This is a genomic window from Limnohabitans sp. (assembly GCF_017848645.1).
Taxonomy (GTDB): Bacteria; Pseudomonadota; Gammaproteobacteria; order Burkholderiales; family Burkholderiaceae_C; genus Limnohabitans_A.
Genome location: NZ_JAFEIF010000027.1, coordinates 1 through 26,249 on the forward strand (window position 1 = coordinate 1; position 26,249 = coordinate 26,249).

The following is a 26,249-nucleotide window of genomic DNA, read 5'->3' on the forward strand; positions in this document are numbered from 1 at the left end:
GGTCGATTTGCCGCAGCCGGAGGGCCCGACAAAAACCACGAACTCGCCGTGCTGAATCTCGAGATCGATGCCGTGGATGACCTGGTTTTTGCCGTCGTAGGATTTTTGAACGTTGTGAAGTTGAACAGAGGCCATGGTCGATTCGCAGTCCCTTGATGTCAATCAAAGGAGAAAAAGCAATAAAAATGTATATGAATAATAAATGAATCGGACCTAAATGCCTCTTGGGGTTAATCCTGATGCAGCAGGCCTTTCAGAGAAAAATCCCCCTCTCGCAAGGAAATGGCCTGACCGGTGCGCGCGGACTCCTGAGCCGCCAGACCCATCAACACGGCCGCCAGACCATCGCCCAAGCCCACTTCCACCTGGCCTTGCCCGCGCACCACCGCGTTGAAACGCTGGTGTTGGTAAAAGGTGGAGCCGTTGTGGTCGCCTGCGGCCAAGGCCGTGGGGTCAACCGGCACATCCAACTCGCGAGGGCCTTTGGGATGGCGCGGGCTGATCACGACCTTGGGCACTGGTGGCTCGCCCAGATGCTCGGGCCAAAAACGGCCCGGACCCGGCACAAAACACTCGACCTTGCCGAGCGGGCCGACCACCGAGATTTCTTCTTGGTAGCGGGCACCTTCGGCAAACATGCACAACTCGAGCAAGGCGCGCTGTCCGCTGGCGAAGTCGACCACCACATAGGCGTTGTCCAGGATGTCGGGCGTGCCGTCGGCATAGCGCTCGTCCAGGTGGTTGTGGGCCACCGAGGCCGAGGCGTAAATGCGCACGGGTTCACTGCGCGTCATGTGGCGCATCAGGTCAAAAAAGTGGCAGCACTTTTCCACCAAGGTACCGCCGGTGTACCGGTTGAAACGGTTCCAGTCCCCCACCTTGACCAGAAAAGGAAATCGGTGCTCACGGATGCTGAGCAGGGTGACAGGACCGGTGTTTTGCGCGCTGTGAACCTCTTCGGTCAAGCGTGCCACGGGCGGCATGTAGCGGTATTCCATGGCCACCCAGATCGGCGCCGGGTAATGGCGGCCGAGTTCGGCCAGCGCTCGGGCATCGGCCAGGCTGGTACAGGCCGGTTTTTCCAGCAGCACAGGCAAAGGCCGCAGCGCAGCGATTTCGCGCAGCTGTTCGGCGTGGCAGAAGTTGGGGCTGGCGATCAGCAGGCAGTCCACATCGGCGGCGCTGACCACCTCGGCCAGGCTGCCTGCGCGGCGGGCACCTGGCGCCAGGCCCAAGCTGCTGGTGGCCATGTCGTCATCGGGTTCAAAAATGCAGCTCACGCTGGCACCGGGCAGCAGCGCAATGTTGCGCAAATGCTCCTGACCCATCATGCCGCAGCCAATGATGCCGTATCGCACGCTCTGGTTCGTGGGGTGATTCAAGGGGAGTTCTCCGAGGTGTGGGGTTAAAAATGCCAAGCGTTCAGGTCGGGTTGACTGACGGCCAGGACAGCTGGCCAAGGGCGAGAAAACCGTTCAGATCGGCTTTGAGGAGGGCTGCGCAGTCGGCTGCACCCCATGACGCCGATTCAAAAAGATCAGATTGAATCATAAAAGGTCAATTATTATTCATTTACTTTGTTTTATATTTATCTTTTGAGCGTTTTTGAACTGCCATTTTTCGCCGTTTTCCACATCCACCTTGCATCAACAGCATTGCCCCATCGCTGCTGGTGGGCCCTGTCCAAGCATCACCAACCCATCGCCGTGCTGCAGGTGACCTGCGTGCCCTGCGCGTTCAAGGCGCAAGGTGGCAAGGCGCGGCAAACCCTGCCTGGGCCAAGGCGGGACCTGGGCGCGGTGCCAGGAGGGTGTGGGGGCATTGGCCGGCAGCGCAGCTGGGTTCGGTGCGCCACGTGAACCCAGGCGTGCTGGGCGAATCGGCGCTTTTTTTCGGTCAGCCGTTCAAGGTCGCCATCGGGCAGACGCGCCCGCAACGCGGGGCGGGGCCAGAGCGCATCACTGGCTCAGGCGCGAGGAATACCGGCAAACAGCCGGATCGAACCAGGTCCGTGAATACTCGGCCAGGACATTGGCGGCGGTCCAAGACAGGCGCTCGACGAACCCGGCGATGTCGCCTGGGGCCAACCCACAGGGCGGGCAAGCCCAATCCGGGGCGGGCGCGGCCGAGAGGCGGTCCTCCACCCGCGCCATCCAGACCCCAAAGCGCTGCTGGTAAAACAAATACATCGAGTCGCCCAGGTCATGGGCAGACAAGGTCTGCAAAGAAGGGGCCTGGAACCAGATTTCTTCAAGCGCGACCGGCACTTGGCTGAGGTGGCGCAGCCGACGCACGCGCCAGGCCGGGGCCTTCGGGTCTTCGCCCAACGCGGGCACGTAGGCAGGCCTGGGCAGTTGCTGCACGTCGAGGATGTGCGCCGTGGGCAGGCCGGGACCGGTGCTCAGCTCCAACCGAAAGAGTTCATAGATTTGCTGGGTACCCGCCACTTTTTTGACGTAAGTGCCCGAGCCTTGAATGCGTTCGAGCACGCCCTGCTGCTCCAGCAAAGCCAGCGATTTGCGCAAGGTGCCCACCGCCACGTTCAGCTTCTGGGCCAATTCGGCCTCGGTGGGCAATCGCTCGCCTTGGTGCCAATAGCCCGCCTTGATTTGACGGGCCAGCAATTCGGCAATCTGAAGGTAGACCGGCAGGGGTTTGGCGGGAGTGGATTGCTGCATGTTCAAAGTATGTCAAAAACCATGAGGCTTGGTGAAAACCCGGAGGTTGTCGGGCGCCCATTCATCAGCCCATCATTGGCTTCTGGAAAAGAGGTGCATGGACGCGCATTGTCCCCGTGAATGGCGCAGACGGGATCGTCGCACCAACCGATGACAGCGCATGGGCCAGGTGCGCAAACGGCCCTTTTGCGGTTAACCTCAAAAGTGTTCAACCGATTTTGAAAGCACCTCGCCCATGCCTTCCATTGCCCGCCTTTGGCCCCTTATGGCCTTGGTGCTGCTGCAAGCCTGCACCAGCCTGCCGCCCGAAACCTATGCACCCAAGCTGGGCCAAATGGGCAAGGACGTGATGTGGCTGCCCACCCGCGATGAGCTGGTGACCCAGCTTTTGACGGCGGCGCGGGTTGGCCCCGAGGACGAGGTGGTGGACCTGGGCGCGGGGGACGGCAAGATCCCGATCGCGGCGGCGCGGCAGTTCGGGGCGCGGGCCTGGGGCATTGAGTACAACAAGGACCTGGCCGCACTGGCCCAGCGCAACGCGCAGCGGGCGGGGGTGGCCGACCGTGTGCGCATCGTGCATGGCGACATCTTCAAGGAGGACTTTTCCAAAGCCACGGTGGTCACCCTGTACCTGCTGGAAGAGCTGAACGCGCAGCTGCGCCCCACGATTTTGGCCATGCGCCCGGGCACGCGGGTGGTGTCCAACACCTTCTCGATGGGTGACTGGGAGCCGGACCAGGTGATCCGTGTGGGCACGAACACCGGTTATTTCTGGACGGTGCCCGCTGTGGTGGCGGGCCAGTGGACGCTGCAAGGCCTGGACCGCCGTGGCCCGGCACGGCTTCAGCTGACGCAGCGCCACCAGCGCTTGGGCGGCACGCTGGCCTGGGGCGCGCAGGTGCAGCCTGTGCTGGGCGCGCGCATCGACGGCGCCGATTTGCACTTCAGTTTTGTCAATGCCGAGGGGCAGTTGCAGGCTGCCAAACTGCAGGTGCAAGGGCAGACGCTGGCGGGTGCGCTGATCGGCCCTTACGGCATGGTCGAGGTGCAGCCCGAGATGGTGAAGGTCTTGGGGCAGCGGATCGACAATTAAAAAGGCTTTGAGCATGCGCTTGTTTTCGTACCGCGACCGCCCCGTGCACTTGGGGCCCTACCCGCTGGAACGCCTGCGCCGCACGACCCACACGCCCGACGACAGTACCCTGCCGCCCATGCAGGCGCTGCGTTTTGAGCACGATGACCCCGAATCGATGGCCCACGCCATGGCGCGTTACATGGCCATGTTCGACCTGGTGCGCGACGGGGCCGTGAACCCGCAAGTGGGCGAGATCCCAGCTGAGCCCGACGAGCGTGGACGCCACCTGAAGGCCGCCGGTTATTACTTTGACGCATCGATGATGGGCATTTGCGCCCTGCCCGCCAGCGCTTGGCTGGCCGAGCCGATCCGCAACCCCGCTGTGCCCGCCCTGGGCGAAGAGTTGGCGCAGAGCCAACCGGCCAGTTTTGCGGCAGGCATGGACATGATCCTGGCCGATGTGCTGGAGTCGGCCCGCACGGTGCACGGGCCGATTGCGCACCACAGCCACGCCATCGTGATCCTGGTGGAGTTTGCGCGGGACCCCAAACCGGGTGAGCCCGGCTGCGACTGGCTGGCCAGCACACAAGCGCCCCGCGCCGCCGTGCTGGCGGCGCAAACAGCCGTGCTGCTGTCGAGTTATTTGCGCATGCTGGGCCACGAGGCCCGCGCCCACAGCGCCAGCTGCAGCGACTTGGATTTGGCCCGCCTGGCCCTGGCCGCAGGCCTGACGCTGCCCGATGGCGGCAACCCCTATGTTGGCCAGCGCTACGCCCTGGCCGCCGTCAGCACCACTTTGGCGTTGGCCCCGGATCAGGCGCTGGACCCGCAGCAAAACCGCTGGCAAAGCCACGGCCCGGCCTGGTGGCTGGGGCTGGGCACGTTCAAAAGCGCGTTTCACCAAGACGCATTTGCGCAGCGCGAGTTTCGCCAAGGCGCGCACCCGTTTGAAACGCTCAAACGCCAGGACACGCCCACCACCTTCATCGACCACGACCGGGTGCCTCGATTCCCGAAGCGGGCCGACTTTTTTGCGCGGGCTTTGTTTGGCGACTTGGGCAAGACGGTGCAGGACAGCGCCAAGAACGCGCACTACGTGATGAAAAGCCCCATCGGGGCCTGTGCGCGTCGGGCGCTGGGCGCTTTGCTGCTCTTGCAGTTTGGCCCGGCGCGTGGCCCGGTGGCCGCCAGCACGCTCGACCCCCAACGCAACGCCGACAAGCTCAAAGCCGCTTCTTACTATTTGGGGGTGGACGCGGTGGGCCTGTGCGCCGTGCCCGAGTGGGCCTATTACTCGCACGACGCGGGCGGCAACCCCATGCCGGCTTACCACGCCAACGCCGTGAACCTGCTGATCGACCAGGGCCACGAAACCATGGAAGGCGCCAGCGGCGACGACTGGATTTCGGTGGCGCAAAGCATGCGGGCTTATTTGCGGTTTTCGCTGATGGGCGGCATCTTGGCCGAACAAATCCGGCGGCTCGGTTATTCGGCTCGGGTGCATTCGGTGCTCGACGGCGATGTGCTGCAACCGCCTTTGTTGCTGCTGTCGGGCCTGGGCGAAGTCAGCCGCATTGGCGAGGTGATCCTCAACCCGTTTTTGGGCCCGCGCCTGAAAAGCGGCAGCGTGACCACCGACATGCCCATGACGCCCGACCGGCCCATCGACTTTGGCCTGCAAAGCTTTTGCGAAAGCTGCAACAAGTGCGCCCGCGAATGCCCGTCCGGGGCCATCACCGCGGGGCCCAAGCTGATGTACAACGGCTACGAAATCTGGAAGAGCGACGCCGAAAAATGCGCCCGCTACCGCATCACCAACGCGGCAGGCGGCATGTGCGGGCGCTGCATGAAGACCTGCCCCTGGAACCTCGAAGGCCTGCTGGCCGACAGCCTGTGGCGGCAAGTGGCCATGAAGCTGCCCGCCGCTGCACCCGCGCTGGCACGGCTCGATGACTTGCTCGATCGCGGCAGCATCAACCCGGTCAAGAAGTGGTGGTGGGACATCGAGCTGGACAAGCGCACGGGGCGCTATGTGCAAGCGGCGCAAACCCACCAGCGCACCCTGCAAAAAGACCTGGACCTGCGCTATGAAGACCAAACCCTGGCCGTGTACCCGGCCGACAAAATGCCGCAGCCCTACCCGGTCAATTACCCGGTCAACCGCGAAGAGGGCATTGCCCGTTACCAGGCCTTGCTCACGCCCGCGCAATACCAAGCCCGCTTGGCAGCAGGCCAGACCGAGGGCCTGGCCCCGGGGCCGCAGCCCTTGCCGGCCGAACCGCCCGTGTTTCCGGTGGTGTTGCACAAACGCGAAGAGATGGCCGAGGGCCTGGCGCGTTACGTGTTCAAAGCGCCCGATGGCCGCGAGTTGCCGCCCTTCACGGCAGGCGGGCACATTGACGTGGTGATCGCGCCCGAATACCAGCGCCCCTACAGCCTGGCGGGCGACCCGGCCGACCGCAGCCGCTATGTGCTGGGCGTGTTGCGCGAGCCGCCCGAATCAGGGGGGCGCGGCGGCTCGGCGCTGATGCACCGGGCCTTTCGCGAAGGGCGCCGGGTGTTTGTGTCGCGCCCGGTCAACCACTTTGCGCTGCACGAAGACGCCACGCACAGCTGGCTGTTTGCAGGCGGCATTGGTGTCACGCCCATGATCGCCATGGCGCACCGCCTGCACGCTTTGGGCAAGCCTTTTGACTTTCACTACAGCGCGGCCAGCCGAACAACAGCAGGCTTTTTGAAAGACCTGGCCCAGGCCCCTTGGGCCCAGCGAGTTCAGTACCACTTCAAAGACGAAGGCCAGCGGGCTGAGCTGATGCAGCTCTTGCCCGACTACGCGCCGGGCCAGCATGTCTACACCTGTGGTGCACCACGGTTCATGGACGGCGTGTTCGAAGCGGCTGCTGCGCACAGCTGGCCACAAGACGCCATGCACCGCGAATACTTCAGCGTGCCCGAGGCCGACGCTTGGGTGAACCAAGCCTTTGAATTGGTGCTGCAAAAGTCGGGCCGCCGCTTGAGCGTGTCCGCCGAGCGCAGCGCGACTGAGGTGCTGGCGGAGGCAGGGCTGGGCATCAGTGTGAAATGCAGCGACGGTCTGTGCGGCGTGTGCGCCCTGCCCTACGATGCACAGGCCTCTGACCCGGTGGAGCACCGCGACTTTGTGCTCAGCCAAAAAGAGCGGCAGCACAAAATCATCTTGTGCTGCTCACGCACCCAGCAGGCCGGGGGTGTGATCCGCCTGGACTTTTAACAACAGCAAGGGAGAGGTTTCATGGACACAGTCAAAAAAGTTTTCATCACCGGTGGCACCAGCGGCATTGGCGCGGCCATCGCCCGTGCCTTTGCCGCAGCGGGTTGCAGCGTGACCGCCACCGGGGCCACACCTGCCGAAGTCGAAACGGCACAAGCCCTCGGCGCCAACCGCCTGATCGCCTTCCATGTGCTGGATGTGCGGCAAAACGAGCATGTGCAAAACGTGCTGGCGGAGTTTGGTGAATGCGATGTGCTGGTCAATTGCGCGGGCATCATCCAGCGCCATGTCGAGCACGACCCGGAAGTGTTCGCGCAGACCGTGGACATCAACCTCAACGGCACCATGCGGGTGTGCGCTGCGGCGCGTGCGGGCCTCAAGGCGCGCCAAGGCTGCATCGTCAACACCGCCTCGATGCTGAGCTTTTTTGGGGGCGGCCTCACGCCCGGCTACAGCGCCAGCAAGGGCGGCGTGGCGCAACTGACCAAGTCGCTGGCCATTGCCTATGCGGCCGACGGCATCCGGGTGAATGCGGTGGCCCCGGGCTGGATCGCCACGCCCTTGACGCAGACCCTGCAGGACGACCCCACACGCAGCGCCCAGATCGTGGGCCGCACACCCATGGGCCGCTGGGGCCAGCCCGAAGACGTGGCGGGTCCGGTGCTGTTTCTGGCCAGCCCGGCGGCGCGCTTTGTCACGGGCGTGGTCTTGCCGGTGGATGGCGGTTACCTGATCCAATAAGCCCAGCCAAGGCTCAGGGCTGAGGCCCCCATGGCGCAGACATCATGAGCTTGTTTTGCTGTTCGGCAATCAGCGGCCGAATTTTGGCGGCAAAGGCCATGAAGTCCGGATCGCCGTAGACGCCAGCCCAAAAGGCACGGCGGTCGGCATCGTCGTCAAACTTCCAGATGTGGATCAGCTGGTTCAAGGCCCCCACATCGCCCGTGAAGTAACCCACCAATTTGGATGGGTGCTTGGACAGCGCAGGCCAGCCCTCGCTTTTGTAAAGCGAGGTAAGTTCCGACATTTTCCCGACGATGGCGTTGTAGGTGCGCAGCTCATAAATGGCCATGAAAAACTCCTGTTAAATGGACATCCCACTGTAGGCGGGCCGAAGCGGCTGCGCTGTCGGCAAGGTGACGCTGCAGGTTCTGGCGCCCTGTAAGATCATTCACACCCTGATTCTTATTGGACGCAAACCCATGAACGCCCCCCTCTCCCGCGCAGCCTTGGCGAATGTGCAAGCCGCCGACCTGGCCGCCTTGCCCCTGATCGAAAAATGGATCGCCTTTGCCACCGTCTCGCGGGACAGCAACCTGGCCTTGTTGGACTGGACCGAGGCTTACCTGAACGATTTAGGCATCCACTGCAGCCGCACCTACGACGACAGCGGCCAAAAAGCCAACCTCTGGGCCACGCTGCCCGCGCACGACGGTGAAACCCAAATCGGCGGCCTGGTGCTGTCGGGCCACACCGACGTGGTGCCGGTGGACGGCCAGCCCTGGGAGACCGACCCGTTCAAGGTGGTGATCCAAGGCGACAAGATGTACGGCCGTGGCGTGACCGACATGAAGAGTTTTGGGGCCATCTGTTTGATGATGGTGCCCGAGTTGCTCAAGCGCAAACTCAAGCGCCCGATTCACCTGGCCTTCAGTTACGACGAAGAAGTGGGCTGCATCGGCGTGCGCCGCATGATTGCCGACATGGTGGCGCAGGGCTTCAAGCCTGCAGGCTGCATCGTGGGCGAGCCCACCGGCATGCAGGTGGTGATTGCGCACAAGGGCAAGCATTCGTACAAAACCACGGTGCACGGTTTTGAGGCGCACTCCTCGCTCACGCCGCTGGGTGTGAACGCGGTCGAGATCGCTTGCGAGTTTGTCGCCAACCTGAAAAGCATGCACCGCGAGTTGGTGCAAAACGGCCCGTTTGACCCGATTTACGACGTGCCGCACACCACCATCCACACGGGCGTCATCGCAGGCGGCACCGCGCTCAACATCATCCCGCGCCAGTGCGAGGTGACTTGGGAAATCCGCCACCACCACATGAACACGCCGGAAGACCTGTTTGCCCGCGCCAAAGCCTTTGGCGAGAGCTTGGTGCCCGCCATGCAAGCGGTCGCGCCGGACACGGGCATCACCCACGAGCTCAAATCGGTGCTGCCCGGTTTTGCCACGGCGGCCGACAGCGAGATCGCGCAGCTGTGTTTTGACTGCGCCGAGGTCGACCCGGCCAGTGGCGCAGGCAAGGTGTCGTTTGGCACGGAAGCTGCTCTGTTCCACCAGGCGGGTGTGCCCACCATCGTGTGTGGCCCCGGCCACATCGCGCAGGCGCACCAGCCCAACGAGTGGGTCACGCTGGAGCAGCTGGCCTGGTGCGAGCGCTTCATGCGCCGCCTGGCCGACCGGGTGTGCGTGGGCTGATGGGTCTAACGGTTTGATCGAACTTCAAGGAATCTCAAATGATGCAACGACGTGAAATTTTGGCTTCCAGTCTGGGCATGGCCATGCTGTCGGCGGTGGGCTTGGCCCAGGCCCAATCCACCAAAACGGTGCGCATCGTGGTGCCCTTTGCTTCCAGTGGCGTGCAGGACACCTTGGCCCGTGCGCTGTCACAGGAAATGGGCGCGGCCTTGGGCCAAACGGTGATTGTGGAAAACCGTGCAGGTGCGGGCGGCACCATAGGCACCGGCTATGTGGCGCGTGCAGAGGCCGACGGCACCGTGATGGTGGCTGCAGCGGCCAGCCACAACATTGCAGGCTCGCTCTACACCAAGCTGCCTTACGACCCGCAAAAAGACTTCACGCCACTGGCCCACATTGGCAGCGCCAGTTATGTGCTGATGGTGCACCCCGATGTGCCCGCCAAGACCGCTGCCGAATTCATCCGCTACGCCAAGGCCAACCCCGGCAAGATGAACTACGCCAGCGCCGGCGTGGGCAGCGCCACGCACTTGGCCATGGCCTATTTCACGGGTTTGGCCGGCATCGATGTGGTGCACATCCCGCTCAAAGCCACAGGCGAAGCCATCAACGAAGTGCTGTCGGGACGGGCGCAGGCCGTGATTGCTGCCAGCATTGGCGCGCTGGCCTTTGCCAAGGACAGCCGCGTGCGCTTGCTGGGCGTGACCTCGCCCCAGCGCAGCAAATACCTGCCCGATTTGCCCACCATCGCCGAGAGCGGCCTGCCGGGTTACCAGTTTGATTCCTGGTTTGGCTTCCTTGGCCCGGCAGGCGTTCCCCCCGAGCAGGCCAACCGCATCAACGCTGCCGTGAGCAAGCTGCTCAAGGACCCGGTGATCTTGGGACGTCTGGACAAGCAAGGCATCGAGCCGCGCGACATGAGCAACGCCGACTTCGGCAAGTTGCTGGCCGCCGACTATGTGCGCATGGCGCAGGTGGTCAAGGCCTCGGGCGCGAAGATCGACTGACCGGTTCAGGACGCGCCAGGCGGGACGGGCTGGAAACGGTCCGTTCAGTCAAAGCCCCTGACCAACAGCACGGGCACAGGACTGTCGCGCAAAATCTGTTCTGAACCACTGCCCAGCAGCAAGCGGCCAATGCCCCGTCGGCCATGGCTGCCCACGACCACCAAATCAGCACCCCAGTCACCCACAGCGTCGGCCACTGAGTGCCCCAAACGCTGACCTGCGCGTTCCAGCAGCAAGGTGTCGGCATTCACCCCCAGCTTTTGCGCGGCCGCCAAAGCGTCTTGCAAGATCTTCTGGCCCGCCTGCCGCGCTTGCTTGATCAATTCACTGGAATACTCATAGGCGTCAAGGAAGGACGTCTCGTCAATGCAGTGGAGCAACCGAACACTGGCCAGATCGTCTTTTGCCATTCGCAAGGCAAAGTCCACCGCTTTGTTGGAAGTGGCGCTGCCGTCCACGGGAACGAGGATTTTTTTGAATACGGGCATGAAGTTCTCCGAAGTGAGGTGATGACGTGGGGAGCCACGCTGGACACTGAACCCCGACTGGCAACGGGGCGCAATGTGGCTTCATGCTAAAAAAATGCGCCAGATAAAACCATTGACCTTTGGATAGAGATCTGTATACCGGGCTCTACCTGCTCGTCACAGTGCAGCGCTGAAAATCTCCCACGCGATGTAGGCCAACACACACAACAGCAACAAGACCGCCAGCCACACGCGGTTGTGTGCGATCAGATCGGGGCCACGGCCTTCGAGGCGACCCGTGAGCATGGGCAACGCCAGGTTTTTTTGACGCCAATAGCTTTGACCTGCCAGCAGGGCCAGATGCAAGAGCACCAGGCTCAAAGCCGTGTTGCCAAAAAACTCGTGCAAAGACCCGAACACCTCGCCGCCCAGATCGCCCCCCCACTCGTGGAAGGTGCCATAGCCGGTCAGGGTCAGCGGCAACACCACGGCCAGCAAGGCCAGCAAGGACATGGCCATCCCCAAAATAGGTGCCTGTCGCCACACCACCGCTTGCCAGCTGCCACCTGGCCCCCAAGCGGCTTGAATGGTTTTCAGCCAGGCCTTGGTCCCACTCACCTTGCGCCACATCGTGCTGAACCTGGCCGGTCTGGGCCCCACCAGGCCATAAACGATCCGAAAAGCCAGCAAGCCCGCCAGGGTGTAGCCCAGCACCACATGCACCAGCCGCCAGTGCTCGCTGTCGGCGCTGATGTAGGCCCCGACAAAGCTCAGGGCAAACAGCCAGTGGAACATGCGCATGGGCGCATCGGTCACGAGGCGGCCGGGGCCCTCGGGTGCCACCGGCTTGGCGGGTGGGGCGGGCGTGACGGCTGGGCCGCTGGCCGCATTCGGCTCAGGATAGGAGGATGTCAAGGTGGTCATGGTGTGCTTTCTGGGTGCCGAGGTGTTTCAGTCGTTCCAGGCGCGGCTTTGGCGGGCGCTCAGGCCTGCGGGGCGTTGCAGGTGGTCGTCGTCAAACCGGCCTTGCTCGGTGCCGGTGTGGCAAGCGGCGCAGTTGGCAGCCGACTTGACGCTGGGCAGTTGCCAGACAGCGGGCTCGATCTTGCGGTGCTTGCGCTCGAACCAGACCGACTTCGTCAGGCGGTCTTGTGGCGGCTCTTCAGCCACGCGTTTGTAGGTGCCCGCATGGGTTTGCAGCCACTGGCCGATCTCGGCCACGGTTTTTGCATCGAGCGAGGCATCGCTGCCGTAATGCTGGTCCAGCCCTTTCATGATGCGTTGCCAGGACTTGGCCGGCAGCATGCCGGGCGGGTAAGCCGTGTGGCAAGCCGCGCATTCGGCCGTGTAAGACGGCAGAACTTTCGCAGGCATGCGGGTGCCGTCGGCGTGGGCACCGGACAGGCCCAGGCCAAGACCGAGGTGCAGGCCGTGACCTGCCAGATCGGGCGGCGCATGGCCCGCTGAGTCGTTTGAAAAATGGGGTTCATGGGTGATGCTTTCATCATGGGTGCTTCGGGTGCTTCAGGGCTTGAGCTGGATCAGGTAAGCCAGCACATCGGCCTTTTCCTGTGCGCTGCATTCGCGGCTGAACACGTCTTTGCAGTTGCGTTTGAACCATTTGTCGACCTTGGCGGTGTCGGTGAAGGCTTTGGCATTGAAGGCCGGTGCCAAAGGCGCGATGGCTTTGCCCGTGCTCGCGTGTTTGCCTTGGGCTGTGGGTGGCGTGCCGTGGCACGAGGCGCACGACCATTCGCCGCCTTGGCGTTGGTTGAACAGGGCCTGGCCCCGATCGGCCTTGGCCGGGGCACCGGCCTGGGCTATCCAGTGGTTCAGCTGCTGCGCCGGGCTGGTGTCTGCGGCGTGGGCGGATGGGGTGGCCATGGCTTGCAGGGCGCACAGGCCTGCCAGCGCCCAAAAGCGGCGGGTGGCGAAAGTGCCGAAAGTGTTGGGGATGAGCCGCGTCATGATGTTCTCCGTTCAAGGCTTCAAGGGGTGTATGTGAAGGCGTGTGTGGGTCGATTGTGTGAGGCCCTGCTTGAACCTTGGCTGAAGCGTTTGTTCATCGGCCGTTCAGCTTTGGTGCGGGACAATCCAGGGGTGAAAAACACCTGCACCTCCCCCATGACCCTGCTGCCGAATTGGCGCTGGGCCGCCTGTGTCATGCTGGCCACGCTGACCGTCTGCGCTGCGGTTTGGCACGGCAACGCGCTGGCCAGTGACAAGGGCGACCATGAACGCGCCTTGCAGGCGGTGCAGTCAGGCCAGGTCTTGCCGCTGGCCAAGGTGCTGGCGCTGATCGAGAAGGCCCACCCCGGCCAGGTGCTGGAGGTGGAACTGGAGCACGAGAAGCAACAATGGCAATACGAGATCAAACTCTTGCAGCCTGATGGCCGCTTGATGAAGCTCCAGGTCGATGCCCGCACGGGCGAGGTCCTGAAGCGCCAAACCCGTCGTGAACGCCGTTGAGAACCCCCTTGAGAAAGTCCCATGCGCATCTTGCTGGTTGAAGACGAACCCACTTTGCGTGCGCAATTGCACGCAGGCCTGGCCGAGGCCGGGCATGTGGTGGAACAGGCCGACAACGGGCGCGATGCCCACTTCATGGGCGAGAGTGAAGACTTTGATGCCGTGGTGCTGGACCTGGGCCTGCCCCTGATGGATGGCCTGACGGTGCTTCAGCGCTGGCGCGAGCAGGGCCGCCGCATGCCGGTGCTGATCCTGACGGCACGCGACAACTGGCACGACAAAGTGGCGGGCATCGACGCCGGGGCGGACGATTATTTGACCAAGCCTTTTCACATGGAAGAGTTGCTGGCCCGCTTGCGTGCCTTGAACCGACGTGCCAACGGGGTGGCCTCTGCGGTGCTGCGGCTGGGCGATGTGGCGCTGGACACGCGCAGCGGGCGCGTGACGGTGCAGGGCCAAACCGTGCCCCTGACCAGCCACGAATACAAAGTGCTGGACTACCTGATGCACCGCCCGGATGCCGTGGTTTCGCGCAGCGATTTGATTGCGCACATTTATGCCCAAGACTTTGAGCGCGACTCCAACACCATAGAGGTGTTCGTGGGCCGCCTGCGCAAGAAACTGCCCACTCTGACGATCGAGGCCGTGCGCGGTTTGGGTTATCGGCTGCTGCACGCCAAGGATGAGGCTGCGTGAAGCCCGGCGTCAAAGGCCTGATGGGCTCGCTGCGCTTTCGGCTGCTGGCCGCGACCGTGCTGGGGGTGTCGCTGGCCATGGTCTTGGCGGGCGTGGTGCTCAATGGCTTGTTCCAAGAGCATGTGATGCGCCAGTTTGAAAAAGGTCTGGCCCAGCAGCTCGACCAGGTCACCGCCCGTTTGTCGGCCGATGCGCAAGGCCAGCCCCTGATCGATGCACAGTCCTTGTCCGACCCGCGCTGGCAGCGGCCTTATTCGGGTTTGTATTGGCAACTCGACGATGTGACGCCCACCGCTGGTCGGGCGGGCGTATTGCGCTCACGCTCTTTGTGGGACACGCAGCTGGCCTTGCCCGCCGATGTGCTGCGCGATGGCGAAATCCACGCGCACGAGTTGCCCGGCCCCGGCGACACCCGCTTGCGCGTGCTGGAGCGCACGGTGCGGCCGGACGAGCGTGTGCGCTGGCGCTTGAGTGTGGCAGCCGACCTGAACGACACGCACGAGGCGGTGGCGGGGTTTCAGCGCGTGCTGGTCGCCTCGCTGGCGGCGCTGTTCTTGCTCTTGCTGGCGGCAGCTTGGGCGCAAGTGGCTGTGGGCTTGCGGCCTTTGATGGCTTTGCAGCAGGGTTTGAACACGCTGCGCGAAGGACGCTCGCCCCGTTTGACGGGCGACTTCCCAAGCGAGGTGCAAGCCTTGGTGGACAACTTCAACGGCGTGCTGGACCGCAACGACGAGGTGGTGGGCCGTGCACGCACACAGGCGGGCAACCTGGCCCATGCCTTGAAAACCCCGCTCACCGTGCTGGACCAGGCTTCGCGCCAAACCGACACGACAGGCCTGGCACCGCTGGTGCGCGAACAGGTGCAACTGGCCCGGCGGCACATCGACTGGCACCTGGCACGCGCACGCATGGCCGCGTCCACCGGCGTGCCCGGTCAGCGAGTGCCTGTGGTCCACACGCTGCAAGGCCTGGTGCGCGTGATGCAGCGCGTGCACGCCGAGCGCCAGCTGGCCATCACGCTGGAGGGGGCAGATGAACGCGTGCAGTTTGCTGGTGAATCGCAAGACCTGCAGGAGATGCTGGGCAACGTGCTGGACAACGCTTGCCAATGGGCGCACAGCGCAGTGCGCATCCGGGTGCAGCCCGTGCCGGGTGTGCCTTCAAGTGCATCGCTGGGCATGTGCCGCGTCGAAATCGAAGACGACGGCCCGGGCATGCCAGCCGAGCAGATGCCCCGCGTCCTGCAGCGCGGCGTGCGCCTGGACGAGTCCGTGCCCGGAAGCGGCCTGGGCTTGGCGATCGTGCAGGATCTGGTGGCGGTGTACGGGGGCGATCTGCAATTGCAAACCCCGGCGCAGGGCCGGGGTTTGCAGGTGACGCTGACCTTGCCTGCCGCAGCCGCGTGACAGCTTGCACAGGATGCGCGAGGGTCTTGGCGCTTTGTGCAGCCAGGCGCGGGGCCTGCCCTCAGACAGATCGCGGCCAGAGACCGCTCCTACAGACAGCAGTTTGAGTGCCCGACCTCAACGCCTAAAGCGCAACGCCCAATACCCGACGCCAATCAGGGCGCCACGGCTTCGATGGCGATGTCGATGCGCACCTCGTCACCCACATAGGGTGCAAATTTACCGGCATTGAATTCGGTGCGTTTGATGGTGGTGAAAGCGTTCGCGCCCAAAGCCGGTTTTTTCATCATCGGGTGGGGCATGGCCAGGAAGTTGGTGACCTGCAGGGTCACGGGCTTGGTCACGCCCTTGATGGTCAGGTTGCCTTCGATGGTCTTGGGCTTGTCGCCTTCAAACACCACCTTGGTCGACTTGAAGGTCGCGGTGGGAAACTTGGCCGTATCGAGAAAGTCTTCGCCCTGGATGTGGCTGTTGAAGTCGGCAAAGCCGGTGTTGACCGATTTCATGTCGATGGTGATGTCCACCGAACCCGTCTTGGCTGCGGCGTCAAACACCACTTTGCCGCTGGTGTTGCTGAAGCTGCTCAGCTGTGTGGACAGACCGAAGTGCGAATACGAAAAACGTGGGAAGGTGTGCGAGCCGTCCACGTTGTAGGTCACGGGTGCGGCCAGGGCCGCGCCTGCGGTCACTGATGCGAAGGCCAAAGCTGCGGCGAGTTGTTTGAAAGATGTCATGAGAAAGCTCCTGTTGAAAAAAGTGAGTTGAAAGGAAAAGGGGAGATCCGGGGTCCATGTCTTGGGCTAGTTCATTTGCCCTGTGACGCAGTGATCGAAAAGTTGACCTGGATGTCGTTGGCCACCACATCGAACTTGGCCCACATGCCTTCGCCGATGCTGTAGTCGGCGCGCTTCAAGGTGAAGCCGCCTGTGAGCAGGCCGTCCTTGCCTTGGGGCGTGTGCTTGAGGGGAAACTTCACTTCGCGGCTTTGGCCTTTGATGCTCAGCGTGCCCAGCACTTCGTATTGGTTGGGTCCGGTTGGCTTGATTTGCTTGCTGACAAACTGGGCCTTGGGGAAAGCAGCCGTGTTGAACCACGACTTGGTCACCACTTCCTGATCGGCTTCGCCCGAGCCGGTGTCCACACTGGCCAACTCGACTTCAAAGCTGGCTTGGCCTTGGGCGGCCTTGGCCGGGTCAAAGTTCACTTGCGCGGCGAACTTTTTGAAGCGGCCATCGGCGCTCACGCCCATCTGTTTGAAGTTGAAAGTGATGCTGCTCTTGGCAGGCACGATGGATTGGTAAGGTGCGGCCTGCACTTGCCAAGCGAGCGCGGCGGCTGACAGGGCGATGAGGGATTTCAACAGGGTATTCATGGAGCTTCTTTTTAAGGGGCGTTGAGCGTTCGGCGTTCGGCGTTCGGCGTTCGGCGTTCGGCGTTCGGCGTTCGGCGTTCGGCGTTCAGCGTTCAGCGTTCAGCGTGCGGGCAGCATGCGGCGCAAGGTGTCGTCTTTGTGCACGAGGTGGTGCCACAACGCGGCACCTGCATGGCCTGCGATCAGCAGCAGCAAGCCCACGTTCAGGGCCCAGTGCAACTGGGCCAATTGATCGCCCAGCGCTTTGTCTTTGACCAGCAAGTCGGGCAAGGGCAATACGCCAAACCACACCGTCTGAAAGCCTTTGGCCGAGCTCATCAGCCAGCCCGTGAGGGGAATCAAGACCATCAACGCGTAAAGCACCCAGTGCCCGGCGTGCGCTGCGAATGTCATGGCGCTGGACATGCCCAGAGGCAAGGGCGGCGGCGGGAACATGAGCCGCCAGGCCAGACGCAGCCAGACCAGGATGAACACACTCACCCCAGCCCATTTGTGCCAAGCGTAGTACTGCAGCTTGTCGGGCGACAGAGGCAGGTCGGTCATGTAAAAGCCGAGCGCGAGCATGCCCAAAATCAAAAGTGCCATCAGCCAGTGCAGGCTTTTGGCCACGGCGGTGTAGTGCGTGTTCATGGTGTGCGGTTTTGAAAAGTCGGTCAGTGGAAGGCGTAGCCATCCATCGCAATGACGTGGTCGCTGATGCCCCGGAAAAACGCTTCGGGTTGCGCGTCAGTTCCCGCTGCACCCAGGGCGGTGAAGAGCGGCAGCAGGTGCTCGTCGCTGGGGTGGGCGCGCTGGCCGGCCGCTTGCTGGCGGTAGGCCAGCAGGCCGGGCACATCGCGCTCGGTCATGTGGGTGTGGATCCAGTCGGTAAAGGTCTGCACATAAGCGGGGGTGGCACCGCCCTGCATGCGCACGACCATGAAGTCGCGCAGGTTGTGGGTGATGTTGCCCGAGGCCAGCACCAAAATGCCTTGTTGCGCCAGACCGGCGAGAGCCTGGCCCACGCGGTAAGCGTGCTCCGGGCCCAGGTGGCTTTGCACCGACAGGGGCACCACCGGCACGTCGGCGTCGGGAAACATCTGTCGCAGCGGAATCCAGGCGCCGTGGTCCAGGCCGCGCTGGACGTCTTGTGCCACGGGCAGGCCCGCCGCTTGCAGGGCAGCCACCACCTGCGCGGCCACTTCGGGGCAGCCGGTGGCGGGGTATTGCATCTCGTACAGGCGCGGGTCAAAGCCGCCAAAGTCGTGGATGGTCTCGGGCCGGGTGGAAAAACCCACTGTGGGCACAGAGGTTTCCCAGTGCGGACTGACCACCACGATGGCGCGGGGCGTGCCCAGCTGGGCCGCTAACTGCGTCATGGCCGCGCCCGCCGCGCCGGGGTGCAGGGCAAACATGGGCGAGCCATGGGGCACAAACAAAACAGAGCGTGGGGCGGACATGGTGGTTTCAAAAGGGTGGGTGTGGCGATGGGCTGGACTTTAGGCGGACCAGTCGATTTGAAAAAGTAGCCAATCTTCAAATGTTTGTTGCACAATCGGCAACAATGGACAAACTCGATGCGATGCAAACCTTTGTGCGGGTGGCCGAAGCGGGCAGCTTCACCGCCGTGGCCGACCAACTGCAGGTGGCCCGCTCGGTGGTCACGCGCCAAATCGCGGCACTTGAAAAGCGCCTGCGCGTCAAACTCATCACGCGCAGCACCCGCAGCCTGACCCTCACGCCTGCAGGCGCGGCCTACCTCGAAAAGTGCCGCGTGATCCTGAACATGGTGGACGCCGCCGAGTCCAGTCTGGACGAAGAAAAAGCCGTGCCACGCGGACGCATCCGCCTGGGCCTGCCGCTGAGCTTTGGACTGCAGCGGCTCATGCCCGCCTTGCTTGCGTTCGCCAAAGCGCAGCCGCACATCGAGTTGCTGATGGACTTTTCGGACCAAAGGGCCAACCTGATCGAGGAAGGCATCGACCTGTCGATCCGCATCACCGCCGACCTGCAGCCCGGCGACATCGTGCGCAGCCTGGGGCATTGCCGATTGCTGACGCTGGCCTCGCCCGCTTACCTGTCCGAACACGGCACGCTGCGCCACCCCGATGAGTTGCGCCACCACGAATGCTTGGTCTATTCCATCACCGCCAAAGGCGCAAGCTGGCCGTATCGCGTTCAAGGCCAGCCGCAGTTGTTTGCGGTGCGCGGCCGCATTCAGGCCAACAATGGCGCGGCCTTGGTGCAGGCGGCCGCGCAGGGCATGGGCATCACTTTGCAACCGGACTTCATTGCCGAACCGTTCTTGCAAAGCGGCGAAGTGGTCGAGATCTTGCAGGACTTCGAGGCGCCGCCCTTGGGCATTTACGCCGTCTTGCCCAGCAACCGTTACATCCCGCACCGGGTGAATGCGCTGATCGAGCACCTGTCTGACTTTCTTGCCGACCGCTGAACAGGGCTTGCGCTGTCACGGTGTTGACGGCGGCCCACCCATTTCAAGCCACAATCACCCAACCTTTTGTCGACTGTTTTTGACTGGACCCCGCCATGACCTACCCCAACACCCAACTCTTCATCAACGGCCAGTGGTGCGATGCCGAAGGCGGCCGCACCCTGGCCGTGTTCAACCCCGCCACCGGCACCGAAATCGGCCGCCTAGCGCACGCGGGCATCCCCGACCTGGAGCGTGCCGCGCAAGCTGCCCAAAAGGGCTTTGAGTTGTGGCGCGATGTACCGGCCAACGAGCGCAGCGCCATCTTGCGCAAAGCGGCTGCCCTGATGCGCGAACGTGCTCCGCAAATTGCCGAGCTGCTCACCCAAGAGCAAGGCAAACCCCTGGCCGAAGCCAAGGTCGAGGCCATGTCGGCCGCCGACATCATCGAGTGGTTTGCCGAAGAAGGCCGCCGCGTGTATGGCCGCATCGTGCCGCCGCGCAACATCAACGTGCAGCAGCAAGTGCTCAAGCAGCCCGTGGGGCCTGTGGCTGCCTTCACGCCCTGGAACTTCCCCATCAACCAGGCGGTGCGCAAGATGTCGGCCGCCCTGGCCACAGGCTGCTCCATCATCGTCAAAGCGCCTGAAGAAACGCCTGCCGCGCCCGCCGAGTTGATCCGCGCCTTTCACGATGCGGGCGTGCCTGCTGGCGTGATCGGTCTGGTCTACGGCACGCCCGCCGAGATTTCGAACTACCTGATCGCGCACCCACTGATCCGCAAGATCACCTTCACCGGCTCCACGCCCGTTGGCAAGCAACTGGCCGCCTTGGCGGGTCAGCACATGAAGCGTGTGACCATGGAGTTGGGCGGCCACGCCCCGGTCATCCTGGCCGAAGACGCCGACATCGCGCTGGCCCTGAAAACCGCCGGCGCGGCCAAGTTCCGCAACGCGGGCCAGGTCTGCATCTCGCCCACCCGCTTCTTGGTGCACCACAGCATTGCCGACGCCTTTGCCGAACAATTTGCCGCGCAAGCTCAGGCCCTGAAAGTGGGCGACGGCCTGGCCGCAGGCACACAAATGGGGCCACTGGCCAACGAGCGCCGCCTGGCGGCCATGCAGTCCATCGTGCAAGACGCCCGCGCCAAAGGCGCCAAGGTGCTCACCGGTGGTGAACGCATTGGCACCCAAGGCAACTTCTTTGCACCCACCGTGCTCTCGCATGTGCCGCTCGACGCCGATGTGGTGGTCAACGAACCCTTTGGCCCCATCGCCGCGATCCGCAGCTTCGAAAAAATCGAAGACGCGATTGCCGAAGCCAACCGCCTGCCGTTTGGCCTGGCCGGTTATGCCTTCACCAACTCCATGAAAACCATGCACCAGCTCAGCCAGCGTCTGGACGTGGGCATGCTGTGGGTCAACCAGCCTGCCGCGCCCTGGCCCGAGCTGCCTTTTGGTGGCGTCAAGGATTCGGGTTACGGCTCCGAAGGCGGCCCTGAGGCGCTGGAGGCTTACCTGAACAGCAAGACGGTGTCGATCTTCAACGCCTGAAGGGCAAGGCCGTGATGCGCATCCTGGTCACCGGCTTTGAGCCCTTTGGCGGGCAAAGCCTCAACCCGTCGTGGGAGGTGGCGCGTGCCTTGCACGGTTTGCAACTGCAAGGTGCTCAGGTCACGGCGGTGCAGCTGCCCTGCGTGTTTGCCCAAGCCCTGCCCGCTCTGCAGCAAGCCTTGCAGCAATACCGCCCGGACATCGTGCTGGCGCTGGGCCAGGCCGAGGGGCGTTGTGATTTCTCGGTCGAGCGTGTGGCCATCAACGTGCAAGACGCCCGCATCCCCGACAACGCGGGGGTGCAGCCGATCGATGTGCCGGTGATCGCGGGGGGACCTGCGGCCTACTTCAGCACCTTGCCCATCAAGACGCTGGTGGCGGGCTTGAAGGCGGCGGGTTTTCCGGCCTCGGTGTCGCAAACGGCGGGTACCTTTGTCTGCAACCAATTGTTTTATGCCTTGCAGCACACGCTGGCGGGGCTGGGGGTGCACAGCGGCTTCATGCACCTGCCGCTGCTGCCCGAGCAAGCCGCGCAGTGGAAAGGCCCCAGCCTGCCCAGCTGGCCCGCCAGCTTGCAAATCGCCGGCGTGACGCAGGCCCTGGCCCTGCTCCTGGCGCAGCGCCAGCAAGGCTTGGCCGATGCGGCCATCAGCGGCGGTACGCTGAACTGAATCGCGTTGAATTCACGCCACCGGCGCATTTTTCAGGGCACAGAACCTGTGCGCCAGACACCGTTACCTGCAAATGGGTAGCCCAATCCCGACGTTTTGGCGTGCCAACGCACAGACGTTGAACACCCTTTTTCAGATGATGTGGCTTTTGCAAAATAACAGGAGCCCACATGGACAAACAAAGCATTTGCCGCTGCGTCATCGCCAGCATCCTCAGCATCACCGCCTCTTCATGGGCACAGACATCTGTGGGTTTGGGCCGCGTTGATTACAAGGACAACTGCGCCAGCTGCCACGGCGCATCGGGCAAGGGCGATGGTCCGGTGCATTCGTTTTTGGTGAAACCGCCCTCGGACCTGACCACCATCGCACAGCGCAACGGTGGCAAGTTTCCGCAGGAGTTGATGTGGGAGGTGATCGACGGCCGTTGGTCGGGTGATGGTGGGCCTCACGGCTCACGCGAGATGCCGGTCTGGGGCAACGAGTTCAAGGCCCGTGCCATGACTCATCCCAGCGACTCGCCCCGCACCGCCGAGTGGTCGGCTCGCAACCGCATCGTGTCTTTGCTCAAATACCTGGAGACGATTCAGCAGCCCTGAAGCTTGGGACCATGCGCTGTCGAGCGCGGGCGGCCACGCCCGTGTCGGCAAAAGCCCAGGCCAGCGACACGCCCATGCCTTGCAAGGCTGTGCGCACTGCGGCTTGCTCCAACGGGCAACTGCGCTCGCGCCCCAGCATCTCCAGCGCCCAATCGGGCAGCATCTGAAACGCGGCCCGCACGATCAGGCTCACCAAGGGCCGGTCCAGGGGCGCACACGGGTAGTGTTCGATCAAGTCAATCGTCTCTCGCGTGCGCTCGTCCACCCGCAGCTCGGTACGAAAAGCTTGCAGCTGCGTCAGGGCCTGGTGGCGTGTCAGCGGCAAATCGTGAGCCCCCAGGCGCTCGCCGACGTGCGCCATTTCGGCAAAGTACAGGTCCTGCCTGTCGGTGGGCAAAGGCTGCAGCGACAGGTCCTGGTAGGCCCGCAAAAAACTGGTGGTCTCGCCCAGGTGCACCCAACGGATCAGCTCCGGATCATTGGCCACATAGGGCGTGCCGTCGGGCAGCGTGCCGCGAATGTGCGCGTGGATGCGGTTGACCCGCTCGATGGTTTGCACGGCCGCCGCTGTGCCTCCATAGGTGGTGGTGGCCACAAACAAGGCGGTGCGCCCCAGGCGGGCCTGCAGCTGGGTGCGAAAACTGGAGTGGTCCCACACGGCGGCCAGCGCCCGAGGGTGCAGGGCCTGCAGCATCAGCGACGACAAACCACCGGTCATCATGGCCACAAAGTGAGCGTGCACCTGCCAGGCGGCCGAGTCGGGGCCAAACAGACCGGGGTCGCCCGCAGGCTGCAAGAAGTCCCGCGCATCGCCCGTGGCCCCGGTCATGGCCCGCACGCGCTGGCCCAGCTGGTCCTTGATCTGCGCTTGGAGCTGCGTTTGCAGCTGACTGGTCAAGGGCGATTGAAAAAACGACGGTCTGGCCATGGCCTGTGGGTTTGGAAAAACCCCAGTGTGGTTCAGCGGCAACTGCCGTGCAGGCGCAAGGCCAATGGCCTTTGCCCACCCCTTCGCTCTAATACCCCGACACAAAACAAGCCCATTGCGAGCCCCAAGGGTCTGCACCTCGGGCCATGGCCGAACATGCAGGGTAATATTTTGGAGACTTTATGGCCTGGCTGGACTTTTTGAAAAACGGCAACGAACTGAGCGAACTGCTGATTGAGGGGAACAACCCCTACGGCGCCCAGTTGCTCAAGCAAGCCGATGTGGACCAGATGCGCAACCACATCCAGCCCGACGAGCGGGTGCTGGGTTATGTGCTGGGTCGTGTGGTGTTGTCCGGCCGTGGCTTGTGGTTGCTGACCGACCGCCACCTGCTGGTTTCAGAAAACGACACGGGCACCTTGGTGCACCACTTTGCCCTGAAAGATATCACCCAGGCCGAGTGCGTCAAAGGCAAATACGGCTACACCTTGCGAGTGACGGCCGCCGGCCAGCAGCGCAGCGTGTACGGCGCATCCAGCCACCTGGCTGCGGTTTTCTACCGAGCCCTGGGCCAAAAAGCGCCTTACAGCCCGGTCTACAAACCCACGGCCCTGGATGCGGACGACGTGGCCGAGGTGGTGCACCACTTCTCGGACGCCGCCCTGCGCCTGCAACCCGTGGCCATGGTCAACGCCGATGCCCGCGCCCTGATCGCCCAATTGGCGCAAGACGCCGCAGCCCAAGGCTGGCTGCAGGCCAGCGAAGCGCGTCAAGTGCGCGAGACCGCAGCCGCACACTGACGCTCAAGGCCGACTGGGCTCGATCCGTTTGAGGTCGAAGCCCCGGTCGTGCAGTCTGCCCAGCAACTCCTGGTAGGTCGCCGCCGGCATTTGCGGCGTGCGCGACAGGATCCACAAGTAATCTCGATCAGGCTCGCTCACCACCACCCACTGGTAGTCCGGGTCCAGGTCGATGATCCAGTAGTCCCCCCAGACCAGGGGGATGAAGGACAGCCACTCGGGGGCAAAGCGCACCTTGAGCCGGGGAGAGTTCGGTCCGCCGATTTGGCGTGCCGCACCCAGCGCTTCGCTCCATTCGCCCTTGTCGGTTTTACAGCGGTTGAGCACCTGCACCCGGCCGTCGGTTTGCAGTGTGTAGGTGGCCTGCGTGCTGCTGACGCATTTTTTCTGAAACCAGTTCGGGTACTTGGCGATCTCGTGCCAGGTGCCCATGTAGCGCGGCACGTCGACCGAGGGCACGGTTTGCAAAGGCGCGGGCTCGGACTGCGCGGGACCGATGGCCACAAATGCGCTCAAGGCCAAAGCCAGCAGGCCTGTGGCCATCTTGGGCAAGGTGGTCCGACCGGCCCGTCGCGCTGGCGTGTTCGTTGGATGGGGTGTGGGGTTCATGGGCTTGTCCAGTGTGGGGTAACGGGGGATGCGGCAATGCTGGGGCGACTGCGCCTTTTCGGCGAGCTTGGCACAGCGAGCGCCCCGGGTCTGTCCGTTACACCACGATCGGGTTCAACGCGCCGTCCATGCTCATGCAAATGCCGGTGACGTAGCTGGCTTTGGACGAGGCCAAAAACAGCACAGCGTTGGCGATTTCCTCGGGCTCGGCCATGCGGCCCAGCGGGATTTTGGCGACAGCTTGGGCCATGGCTTCTTCGGTGCCGATGCCCTTGAGGCGCGCATCGGCCGCCATGCCCTCTTGCAGGCGGCCCGTCAAGGTCAGCCCGGGGTTCACCGCATTCACACGGATGCCCTGCGCGCCATAAGCGGCGGCAAAGCCCGCGCTCACCAGCATCAGCGCCGCATTGGCTGCGCCACCAGGCAGGTGGATGGGGCTGGCCACTTTGCCGCCGTTGCCCACCACGTTCACCACCGCGCCTTGCCCGCGTGCGGCCATGCGCTGGATGCAGGGCGTGAGCATGTGGATGGTGGTGAAGTACTTGGCCTGCATGGCGTCGGCAAAGGCCTCGGGCGTGAGTTCGGGCGCGGGCGTGCGCTTGGCCGCGCCGGCCGAGTTGACCAGCACATCGACGGGGCCGAACGCGGCTTCGGCCGAGTCCAGAGCCGCCAGCGCGGCCGAGGCGTCGCGCAAATTGGCGGCCACGGTGTGGATGCGCTCAGCAGGGAATGTGGCTTGCAGCTGGGCGCGTGCGGCGTCGAGGTGGGCGCTGTCACGCGAGACCAGGCTCACGCGGGCGCCTTCGGCCAAAAAGCCCTGCGCGCAAGCCAGGCCAATGCCCTTGCTGCCGCCAGTGATGAGGATGTGCTTGTCGCTTAGGTGCAGGTCCATGGTGTTTTTCTCTGATGAAATGGAAAATTCAAAACCTGCCAATTTAATCACTCTTGCTCGGGTCCTGCTCCATGAATTCCAAAACCTCTGCGCTGCGTGCGCGTTTGAACCAACCCGGCCTGGTGGTGGCCCCCGGTGTGTTTGACATGGTGTCGCTGCGCTTGGCCGACAGCTTTGGCTTTGATGCGCTCTACATGACCGGTTACGGCACCGTGGCCTCGCACATGGGCCTACCCGACGCGGGCCTGGCCACCTACAGCGACATGGTGGGCCGCGTCACGGCCATGGCGGGCATGGCCCGCACGCCACTCATTGCCGATGCCGACACGGGTTATGGCGGCTTGCTCAACATGCGCCACACCATCCGGGGCTATGAGGCGGCAGGCGCTTGCGCCATCCAGCTCGAAGACCAGGAGTTCCCCAAAAAATGCGGCCACACGCCGGGACGCCGCGTCATCCCCATGGCCGACATGGTGCGCAAGATTCGGGTGGCGGTGGATTCGCGCGCATCCAAAGACTTTTTGATCATCGCCCGCACCGACGCCCGCACCACGCTGGGCCTGGACGAGGCGCTGCGCCGGGCCGAAGCCTATGCCAAAGCCGGTGCCGACATCTTGTTTGTGGAGTCGCCCGAGTCCGAAGAAGAGATGCGCCGCATCGGCCAAAACTTTGATGTGCCCTTGGTGGCCAACATGGTCGAGAAAGGCCGCACCCCGGTGCTGACGAAGCCAGAGCTGGAAGCACTGGGCTACAAGATCGCCATCTTTCCGGTGACCGCGTTGCTGGCGGGCGTGCAGGCCATGGCGCAGGTGTACCAGCAGTTCAAGGACACCGGCTCGTCGGCCAAGGGCAACACGCCTTTGTACGACTTTGCCGACCTGACGAAGCTCATGGGTTTTGAAGACGTGTGGGCTTTTGAAAAGCGCTACGCTGAAACCGATTGA

At 63.5% G+C, this 26,249-nt stretch carries 29 protein-coding genes; 14 read left to right on the forward strand and 15 right to left on the reverse strand.

Annotated features, from left to right (window positions below; translation table 11 throughout):
* The 3 genes from QZ190_RS06325 to QZ190_RS06335 all read right to left on the reverse strand — a co-directional run.
* Positions 1–135, reverse strand: a 135-nt coding sequence (locus tag QZ190_RS06325) for an ATP-binding cassette domain-containing protein (RefSeq protein WP_291915051.1), incomplete at its 3' end; no start/stop codon positions are given.
* 95 nt (positions 136–230) lie between these two features.
* Entirely contained in the window at positions 231–1,382 is a 1,152-nt protein-coding gene (locus tag QZ190_RS06330; RefSeq protein ID WP_291914813.1) for a Gfo/Idh/MocA family oxidoreductase, read from the reverse strand.
* Between the two features lie 576 nt (positions 1,383–1,958).
* Positions 1,959–2,678 carry a GntR family transcriptional regulator gene (locus tag QZ190_RS06335; protein WP_291914818.1) on the reverse strand — a complete coding sequence of 240 codons (720 nt, stop codon included), beginning with the start codon at positions 2,676–2,678 and terminating at the stop codon, positions 1,959–1,961.
* Between the two features lie 235 nt (positions 2,679–2,913).
* Here QZ190_RS06335 and QZ190_RS06340 point away from each other — a divergent pair, with 235 nt between their 5' ends.
* From QZ190_RS06340 to QZ190_RS06350, 3 genes are read left to right on the forward strand one after another with little or no spacing between them, the layout of a single operon-like run.
* Complete coding sequence (locus tag QZ190_RS06340) at positions 2,914–3,771, forward strand: class I SAM-dependent methyltransferase (RefSeq protein ID WP_291914820.1); 858 nt, start codon at positions 2,914–2,916, stop codon at positions 3,769–3,771.
* A gap of 13 nt (positions 3,772–3,784) precedes the next feature.
* Positions 3,785–7,003, forward strand: a complete 3,219-nt coding sequence (locus QZ190_RS06345; RefSeq protein ID WP_291914822.1) for a 4Fe-4S double cluster binding domain-containing protein — start codon at positions 3,785–3,787, stop codon at positions 7,001–7,003.
* Positions 7,004–7,024: 21 nt separating this feature from the next.
* Positions 7,025–7,744 carry an SDR family oxidoreductase gene (locus QZ190_RS06350; RefSeq protein ID WP_291914824.1) on the forward strand — a complete coding sequence of 240 codons (720 nt, stop codon included), beginning with the start codon at positions 7,025–7,027 and terminating at the stop codon, positions 7,742–7,744.
* 13 nt (positions 7,745–7,757) lie between these two features.
* On the opposite strand, the gene QZ190_RS06355 is transcribed toward QZ190_RS06350, so the two are convergent.
* Positions 7,758–8,075, reverse strand: coding sequence for an NIPSNAP family protein (locus QZ190_RS06355; protein WP_291914826.1), 318 nt, complete (start codon positions 8,073–8,075; stop codon positions 7,758–7,760).
* A gap of 130 nt (positions 8,076–8,205) precedes the next feature.
* On the opposite strand from QZ190_RS06355, the gene argE reads away from it, so the two are divergent.
* Positions 8,206–9,426 (forward strand): acetylornithine deacetylase, encoded by a 1,221-nt coding sequence (gene argE, locus QZ190_RS06360; protein ID WP_291914828.1) that lies wholly within the window; start codon positions 8,206–8,208, stop codon positions 9,424–9,426.
* Between the two features lie 41 nt (positions 9,427–9,467).
* On the forward strand, positions 9,468–10,433 hold the full coding sequence (locus QZ190_RS06365) for a tripartite tricarboxylate transporter substrate binding protein (protein ID WP_291914830.1): 966 nt from the start codon (positions 9,468–9,470) through the stop codon (positions 10,431–10,433).
* Between the two features lie 44 nt (positions 10,434–10,477).
* Here QZ190_RS06365 and QZ190_RS06370 read toward each other — a convergent pair whose 3' ends face one another.
* From QZ190_RS06370 to QZ190_RS06385, 4 genes are all read right to left on the reverse strand, one after another.
* On the reverse strand, positions 10,478–10,921 hold the full coding sequence (locus QZ190_RS06370) for a universal stress protein (protein WP_291914832.1): 444 nt from the start codon (positions 10,919–10,921) through the stop codon (positions 10,478–10,480).
* A gap of 156 nt (positions 10,922–11,077) precedes the next feature.
* The gene (locus tag QZ190_RS06375; protein ID WP_291914834.1) at positions 11,078–11,824 is read right to left on the reverse strand and encodes a cytochrome b/b6 domain-containing protein; all 747 of its coding nucleotides are present in this window, start codon (positions 11,822–11,824) and stop codon (positions 11,078–11,080) included.
* 27 nt (positions 11,825–11,851) lie between these two features.
* Complete coding sequence (locus QZ190_RS06380; RefSeq protein ID WP_291914836.1) at positions 11,852–12,274, reverse strand: diheme cytochrome c; 423 nt, start codon at positions 12,272–12,274, stop codon at positions 11,852–11,854.
* Positions 12,275–12,424: 150 nt separating this feature from the next.
* Positions 12,425–12,868: a DUF1924 domain-containing protein gene (locus QZ190_RS06385; protein ID WP_291914838.1), complete on the reverse strand. Its 444-nt coding sequence runs from the start codon at positions 12,866–12,868 to the stop codon at positions 12,425–12,427.
* 156 nt (positions 12,869–13,024) lie between these two features.
* Here QZ190_RS06385 and QZ190_RS06390 point away from each other — a divergent pair, with 156 nt between their 5' ends.
* From QZ190_RS06390 to QZ190_RS06400, 3 genes are read left to right on the forward strand one after another with little or no spacing between them, the layout of a single operon-like run.
* Positions 13,025–13,369 (forward strand): PepSY domain-containing protein, encoded by a 345-nt coding sequence (locus QZ190_RS06390; protein WP_291914840.1) that lies wholly within the window; start codon positions 13,025–13,027, stop codon positions 13,367–13,369.
* Between the two features lie 21 nt (positions 13,370–13,390).
* Entirely contained in the window at positions 13,391–14,065 is a 675-nt protein-coding gene (locus QZ190_RS06395; RefSeq protein WP_291914842.1) for a response regulator transcription factor, read from the forward strand.
* On the forward strand, positions 14,062–15,471 hold the full coding sequence (locus QZ190_RS06400) for a sensor histidine kinase (protein ID WP_291914844.1): 1,410 nt from the start codon (positions 14,062–14,064) through the stop codon (positions 15,469–15,471). The genes QZ190_RS06395 and QZ190_RS06400 overlap by 4 nt, the downstream gene beginning before the upstream one ends.
* Positions 15,472–15,626: 155 nt before the next feature.
* Here QZ190_RS06400 and QZ190_RS06405 read toward each other — a convergent pair whose 3' ends face one another.
* The 4 genes from QZ190_RS06405 to QZ190_RS06420 all read right to left on the reverse strand — a co-directional run bounded on the left by QZ190_RS06405 (position 15,627) and on the right by QZ190_RS06420 (position 18,282).
* Complete coding sequence (locus tag QZ190_RS06405) at positions 15,627–16,205, reverse strand: YceI family protein (protein WP_291914847.1); 579 nt, start codon at positions 16,203–16,205, stop codon at positions 15,627–15,629.
* 71 nt (positions 16,206–16,276) lie between these two features.
* The gene (locus QZ190_RS06410) at positions 16,277–16,843 is read right to left on the reverse strand and encodes a YceI family protein (protein ID WP_291914849.1); all 567 of its coding nucleotides are present in this window, start codon (positions 16,841–16,843) and stop codon (positions 16,277–16,279) included.
* A 99-nt stretch (positions 16,844–16,942) separates the two neighbouring features.
* Positions 16,943–17,473, reverse strand: coding sequence for a cytochrome b (locus QZ190_RS06415; RefSeq protein WP_291914851.1), 531 nt, complete (start codon positions 17,471–17,473; stop codon positions 16,943–16,945).
* Between the two features lie 23 nt (positions 17,474–17,496).
* Positions 17,497–18,282, reverse strand: coding sequence for a class III extradiol ring-cleavage dioxygenase (locus QZ190_RS06420; protein ID WP_291914852.1), 786 nt, complete (start codon positions 18,280–18,282; stop codon positions 17,497–17,499).
* Between the two features lie 104 nt (positions 18,283–18,386).
* Here QZ190_RS06420 and QZ190_RS06425 point away from each other — a divergent pair, with 104 nt between their 5' ends.
* The 4 genes from QZ190_RS06425 (at position 18,387) to QZ190_RS06440 (ending at position 22,076) form a co-directional block, all read left to right on the forward strand.
* Entirely contained in the window at positions 18,387–19,274 is an 888-nt protein-coding gene (locus QZ190_RS06425; RefSeq protein ID WP_291914854.1) for a LysR family transcriptional regulator, read from the forward strand.
* Positions 19,275–19,369: 95 nt separating this feature from the next.
* Positions 19,370–20,806 carry an NAD-dependent succinate-semialdehyde dehydrogenase gene (locus QZ190_RS06430; RefSeq protein WP_291914856.1) on the forward strand — a complete coding sequence of 479 codons (1,437 nt, stop codon included), beginning with the start codon at positions 19,370–19,372 and terminating at the stop codon, positions 20,804–20,806.
* 14 nt (positions 20,807–20,820) lie between these two features.
* A complete protein-coding gene (gene pcp / locus QZ190_RS06435; RefSeq protein WP_291914857.1) occupies positions 20,821–21,477 on the forward strand; it encodes a pyroglutamyl-peptidase I in 657 nt (218 codons plus the stop codon).
* A gap of 170 nt (positions 21,478–21,647) precedes the next feature.
* A complete protein-coding gene (locus QZ190_RS06440; RefSeq protein WP_291914861.1) occupies positions 21,648–22,076 on the forward strand; it encodes a c-type cytochrome in 429 nt (142 codons plus the stop codon).
* On the opposite strand, the gene QZ190_RS06445 is transcribed toward QZ190_RS06440, so the two are convergent.
* Positions 22,045–23,004: an oxygenase MpaB family protein gene (locus QZ190_RS06445; protein ID WP_291914862.1), complete on the reverse strand. Its 960-nt coding sequence runs from the start codon at positions 23,002–23,004 to the stop codon at positions 22,045–22,047. The two genes, QZ190_RS06440 and QZ190_RS06445, sit on opposite strands and share 32 nt — an antisense overlap.
* A gap of 182 nt (positions 23,005–23,186) precedes the next feature.
* On the opposite strand from QZ190_RS06445, the gene QZ190_RS06450 reads away from it, so the two are divergent.
* Entirely contained in the window at positions 23,187–23,804 is a 618-nt protein-coding gene (locus QZ190_RS06450; RefSeq protein ID WP_291914864.1) for a hypothetical protein, read from the forward strand.
* Positions 23,805–23,807: 3 nt separating this feature from the next.
* On the opposite strand, the gene QZ190_RS06455 is transcribed toward QZ190_RS06450, so the two are convergent.
* The gene (locus QZ190_RS06455) at positions 23,808–24,347 is read right to left on the reverse strand and encodes a lipocalin family protein (protein WP_291915052.1); all 540 of its coding nucleotides are present in this window, start codon (positions 24,345–24,347) and stop codon (positions 23,808–23,810) included.
* A gap of 163 nt (positions 24,348–24,510) precedes the next feature.
* Positions 24,511–25,305 carry an SDR family oxidoreductase gene (locus QZ190_RS06460; protein ID WP_291914866.1) on the reverse strand — a complete coding sequence of 265 codons (795 nt, stop codon included), beginning with the start codon at positions 25,303–25,305 and terminating at the stop codon, positions 24,511–24,513.
* Between the two features lie 71 nt (positions 25,306–25,376).
* Between QZ190_RS06460 and QZ190_RS06465 the strand changes: the two genes are divergently transcribed.
* Positions 25,377–26,249, forward strand: a complete 873-nt coding sequence (locus QZ190_RS06465; RefSeq protein ID WP_291914867.1) for an isocitrate lyase/PEP mutase family protein — start codon at positions 25,377–25,379, stop codon at positions 26,247–26,249.